Below are 4,011 nucleotides of genomic sequence, written 5' to 3'. Positions count from 1 at the left end.
GTTTTACCCTTTGGCCGGCTTCGGCCTTCGTTTGTCGGCCTCTGCTCCCCGCGGAGGGACGAGGAGCAGAGACCACCCCCGCCCTCAACTCATCCACTGGCCGCCATCGACATTGTAGGTCTGGGCGACGATGTATTCGGCATCGCTGCTGGCGAGAAAGACCGCCATGCCGGTGAGGTCCTCCGCCGTGCCCATGCGGCCATACGGCACCGCCTCGCCAACCAGCCTCTTCTTCTCGCCCTTCGGCCGGTTTTCATACTTGGCAAACAGCGAATCGACGTGATCCCAGTGCTCGCCGTCGACGACCCCAGGGGCAATCGCGTTGACGTTGATGCCGTGCTTGATCAGGTCGAGCCCTGCCGATTGGGTCAGCGAGATGACGGCGGCCTTGGTGGCGCAATAGACGCCGACCAGCGCCTCGCCGCGCCGTCCTGCCTGGCTCGCCATGTTGATGATCCTGCCGCCCTTGCCCCGCGCGATCATCGAGCGGCTTGCTGCCTGCAGCATGAACAGCGTGCCGGCGACGTTGACGGAAAACAGCTTGTCGTAGCTTGCCTTGGTGATCTCGACGATCGGCGCCAGATCGAACAGGGCGGCGTTGTTGATCAGGATGTCGAGACCACCGGTCGTCGTCTCGACGGTTTTCACCGCCGCCTCGATGGAGGCGAGGTCGGTTACGTCGAGCTTGACCGCATAGGCCTTTCCGCCGATCTCGGCGGCTGTCTTCCGCGCAGCCTCGAGATTGATGTCGGCAATGGCAACGGTGGCGCCTTCGCCGGCATAGGCTTCGGCGAAGGCTCTGCCGATGCCACGGGCCGAACCCGTGATCAGCGCGGATTTGCCGGCCAGGCGCATGCTCACATCGCCTTCCCGTCGGCGCCGAAGCGATGCAGCTTGGCCTTGTCGGGCGTCAGGTAGATGGTGTCGCCGTGGTGGACGGCGAGTTCGCCGTCGGCGCGCACCGTCAGCGGACCGACGCCATCGGCCTGGACATGCAGGAAGGTGTCGGAGCCGAGATGCTCGGCAACGCCGACGATGGCTTTCCATTCGCCCGCCGTGGTCGAGATCTCCATGTGCTCTGGACGGATGCCGATGGTCTTGGCGCTGTATTTGGCCGCTGGCGCCCCTTCGATCAGGTTCATCTTCGGCGAGCCGATGAAGCCGGCGACGAACAGGTTGCGCGGCGTCTTGTAGAGCTCCATCGGCGAGCCGACCTGCTCGATGTTGCCGGCGTTCAACACGACGATCTTGTCCGCCATGGTCATGGCTTCGACCTGGTCGTGGGTGACGTAGATCATCGTCGTCTTGAGCTGATGATGCAACTCGCTGATCTCCAGCCGCATCGTGCCGCGGAGCGCCGCATCGAGGTTGGACAGCGGTTCGTCGAACAGGAAGGCCGAGGGCTGGCGCACGATGGCACGGCCGATGGCGACGCGCTGGCGCTGGCCGCCGGAGAGCTGGCCGGGCCGGCGTTCGAGATAGTTGGTCAGGTTCAAGACGCGCGCCGCATCCTTCACCTTCTTGTCGATGGTCGCTTGGTCTTCCCCCGCCATCTTCAGCGGGAAGGCGATGTTCTTGGCCACCGTCATGTGCGGATAGAGCGCATAGGACTGGAACACCATGGCCAGCTTGCGCTTGGCCGGCGCTTCACCGGTGACATCGCGGCCATCGATGTTGATGGTGCCGCCGCTGGTGTCCTCCAGCCCGGCGATCAAGCGCAGCAGCGTGGACTTGCCGCAACCCGACGGGCCGACGAAGACGACGAACTCGCCATTTTCGATCACCAGGTCGAGGCCGGGGATGATGATCGTCGATCCAAAATGCTTGGAGACGTTCTTGAGCGTGATGTTTCCCATGGTTTCCTCCCCGAGGGCTATTTCTGCCGGATTGCTTCAGGCAATTTCTGTTACTTCACCGCACCGAATGTCAGGCCGCGTACCAGCTGCTTCTGGCTGAACCAGCCCATGATCAGGATCGGGGCGATGGCCAGCGTCGAGGCGGCCGAAAGCTTGGCCCAGAACAGGCCTTGCGGGCTGGAGAACGAGCTGATGAAGGCGGTCAGGGGTGCGGCGTCCGTGGTGGTCAGCCGGATCGTCCAGAATGCCTCGTTCCAGGCCAGGATGATGTTCAACAGCATGGTCGAGGCGATGCCCGGCACTGCCATCGGCGTTAGCACATAGACGATCTCGTTCCACAGCGAAGCCCCGTCCATGCGCGCCGCTTCCAAGATCTCGCCCGGGATTTCGCGGAAGTAGGTGTAGAGCATCCACACCACGATCGGCAGGTTGATCAGCATCAGCATGACCATCAGGCCGATGCGGCTGTCGAGCAGCCCGAAGTTGCGGAAGATCAGGTAGATCGGGAACAGCACGGCGACCGCCGGCATCATCTTAGTGGACAGCATCCACATCAGGATGTCCTTGGTCCGCTTGGTCGGCGAGAAAGCCATCGACCATGCCGCCGGAATGGCGACAAGCAGGGCCAGGATGGTCGAGCCGACCGAGAGCAGCACCGAGTTGAAGAAGAACTTGAAGTAACCGCTCTGCGCCTGAACCTCGGTGTAGCTCTCAAACGTTCCCGACGGGATCAGGTTGAACCCCTGGATGGCTTCCTGCTCCGACTTGAACGAGGTGATGATCGTGTAGAGGATCGGGAAGAAGATCAGCAGCGCGACGATCCAGGCGGCAACGGTCGCGATTGTCTTGTGCTGGGTGGTGACTGAGCGTGCCATCTTAATCCTCCCTTACTTGTCCAGGTTCTTGCCGACGGCGCGCATGGCGAAGAAGGCAACGATGTTGGCGAGAATGACAGCGATGATGCCGCCGGCGGATGCCTGGCCGATTTTGAACTCCAGCAAGGCCTTCTGGTAGACGAGGAAGGGCAGGTTGGTGGAGGCGTATCCAGGGCCACCATTGGTGGTGACGAGGATCTCGGCATAGACCGACAAAAGGAAGATCGTCTGGATCAGGATGACGACGGTGATGGCGCGCGACATGTGCGGCAGCGTCAGATGGATGAAGCGGCTGATGAAGCCGGCGCCGTCCATCTCGGCGGCCTCCTTCTGCTCGCCGTCGAGCGACTGCAGCGCGGTCAACAGGATCAGCGTCGCAAAGGGCAGCCATTGCCAGGCGACGATGATGATGATCGCCGTCATCGGATGTTGCCCGAACCAGTCGATCGGCTGGGCGCCGAAGAAGCGCGCTATGTCGGCAAAGACCCCGTATTGCGGGTGCATGATCATGTTCTTCCAGACCAACGCGGCCACCGGCGGCATGACGAAGAACGGCGAGATGACGAGGATGCGGACAATGCCTTGTCCCCACATCGGCTGATCGATCAAAAGCGCCAGCAGGATGCCGCCGATCACCGTGATCAACAGCACGCTGATCACCAGCGTAAGCGTGTTGAGGATCGATTGCAGGAATGCCGGGTTGGAATAGAACAGCGCGTAGTTCGAGAAGCCGACGAACCCGTCGCGGATCGGGTTGAGCGGGTTGTACTGCTGGAAGGAGAACCACAGCGTGAGCGCCAGTGGAACAACCATCCAGACCAGCAGGAGCACGACAGATGGCGCCATCATGAAACGGGCAAGCGAACGGGTCTGCTGAGTAGCCATGACGGTCACCCTTCAATGGTCAGACTGAATTTTCAAAAGGCGTTAAAGGCGGCCGCCCGAACTGGGACTCGGGCGGCCGTTGCCGGTCAAGGAGGCGACCGGCATTCGGCACCGGGAGGAGCCTACTTGATATAACCGCCTTCGGTCATTGCCGCGGTGGCAGCGTCCTGGGCCTGCTTCAAGGCGTCGTCGACGCTCGACTGGCCGGCAAGAGCCGCCGAGAAGAGCTGGCCGACAGTGGTGCCAAGGCCCTGGAACTCAGGGATGGCGACGAACTGCACGCCGACATAGGGCACCGGCTTGACGGTCGGATGCGTCGGGTCGGCGGCATTGATCGAGTCCAGCGTCATCTTGGCGAACGGAGCCGCCTTCTGGTAGTCGGCATTGGCGTAGAG

General features: G+C 62.2%; 4 protein-coding genes and 1 pseudogene. All 5 read right to left on the bottom strand.

The genetic code is table 11. From position 1 onward, the window contains the following. Positions 1–84 precede the first annotated feature (84 nt). Positions 85–855 (bottom strand): L-iditol 2-dehydrogenase, encoded by a 771-nt coding sequence (locus ACXJ7R_RS26735; RefSeq protein ID WP_457154449.1) that lies wholly within the window; start codon positions 853–855, stop codon positions 85–87. A gap of 2 nt (positions 856–857) precedes the next feature. Continuing rightward, positions 858–1,856 carry an ABC transporter ATP-binding protein gene (locus ACXJ7R_RS26730; protein WP_095083372.1) on the bottom strand — a complete coding sequence of 333 codons (999 nt, stop codon included), beginning with the start codon at positions 1,854–1,856 and terminating at the stop codon, positions 858–860. 50 nt (positions 1,857–1,906) lie between these two features. Continuing rightward, on the bottom strand, positions 1,907–2,731 hold the full coding sequence (locus ACXJ7R_RS26725) for a carbohydrate ABC transporter permease (protein ID WP_457154448.1): 825 nt from the start codon (positions 2,729–2,731) through the stop codon (positions 1,907–1,909). Between the two features lie 12 nt (positions 2,732–2,743). After that, positions 2,744–3,616, bottom strand: a complete 873-nt coding sequence (locus ACXJ7R_RS26720) for a carbohydrate ABC transporter permease (RefSeq protein WP_457154447.1) — start codon at positions 3,614–3,616, stop codon at positions 2,744–2,746. Between the two features lie 122 nt (positions 3,617–3,738). Then, a pseudogene (locus tag ACXJ7R_RS26715) lies at positions 3,739–4,011 on the bottom strand (sugar ABC transporter substrate-binding protein); the annotation flags it as partial.

The sequence above is a fragment of the Mesorhizobium sp. P5_C1 genome (genome assembly GCF_054049815.1).
Note: the sequence above shows the minus strand (reverse complement) of the source record. Positions and strands in the feature narration are given on the sequence as shown.

Coding starts and splice junctions, on each gene's coding strand:
- ACXJ7R_RS26735 (WP_457154449.1), bottom strand. CDS start 855: ATGCGCCTGGCCGGCAAATCCGCGCTGATCACGGGTTCGGCCCGTGGC.
- ACXJ7R_RS26725 (WP_457154448.1), bottom strand. CDS start 2,731: ATGGCACGCTCAGTCACCACCCAGCACAAGACAATCGCGACCGTTGCC.
- ACXJ7R_RS26720 (WP_457154447.1), bottom strand. CDS start 3,616: ATGGCTACTCAGCAGACCCGTTCGCTTGCCCGTTTCATGATGGCGCCA.
- ACXJ7R_RS26730 (WP_095083372.1), bottom strand. CDS start 1,856: ATGGGAAACATCACGCTCAAGAACGTCTCCAAGCATTTTGGATCGACG.